This is a genomic window from Brachyspira suanatina, from assembly GCF_001049755.1.
Taxonomy (GTDB): domain Bacteria; phylum Spirochaetota; class Brachyspiria; order Brachyspirales; family Brachyspiraceae; genus Brachyspira; species Brachyspira suanatina.
In genome coordinates this window covers 1-801 of record NZ_CVLB01000019.1, presented here as the reverse complement: position 1 = coordinate 801, position 801 = coordinate 1, and the positions used below count along the sequence as shown (strand labels likewise).

The following is an 801-nucleotide window of genomic DNA, read 5'->3' as shown; positions in this document are numbered from 1 at the left end:
AAATGTAGATATAAGAGCAGATGGAAATGATACTATTATTTTAACTGCCAATACTGATGATATTACACATACATTAGAACCTACAGAACAGGCTTTCTTTGATGTAAGCTATGAAGCTGAAAGTAAAACTTTCACTATCACAGGAAAGGCAGAGGGTACAGCTACATTAAAAATTAGAGCTAGAAAAGAAGGTTCTAAAGATAAAACTTTGGATATACCTATTAATATACAAGCAGTCCCAGAAGCTTTAACTTTGGAAAGCAATAAACAAAATGTAGATATAAGAGCAGATGGAAATGATACTATTATTTTAACTGCCAATACTGATGATATTACACATACATTAGAACCTACAGAACAGGCTTTCTTTGATGTAAGCTATGAAGCTGAAAGTAAAACTTTCACTATCACAGGAAAGGCAGAGGGTACAGCTACATTAAAAATTAGAGCTAGAAAAGAAGGTTCTAAAGATAAAACTTTGGATATACCTATTAATATACAAGCAGTCCCAGAAGCTTTAACTTTGGAAAGCAATAAACAAAATGTAGATATAAGAGCAGATGGAAATGATACTATTATTTTAACTGCCAATACTGATGATATTACACATACATTAGAACCTACAGAACAGGCTTTCTTTGATGTAAGCTATGAAGCTGAAAGTAAAACTTTYACTATCACAGGAAAGGCAGAGGGTACAGCYACATTAAAAATTAGAGCTAGAAAAGAAGGTTCTAAAGATAAAACTTTGGATATACCTATTAATATACAAGCAGTCCCAGAAGCTTTAACTTTGGAAAG

The 801-nt window shown here is 32.3% G+C and carries 1 pseudogene; it reads left to right on the top strand.

Going from position 1 to position 801, the window contains the following annotated elements:
* Positions 1–801, top strand: a pseudogene (locus tag BRSU_RS14955) (hypothetical protein); the annotation flags it as partial.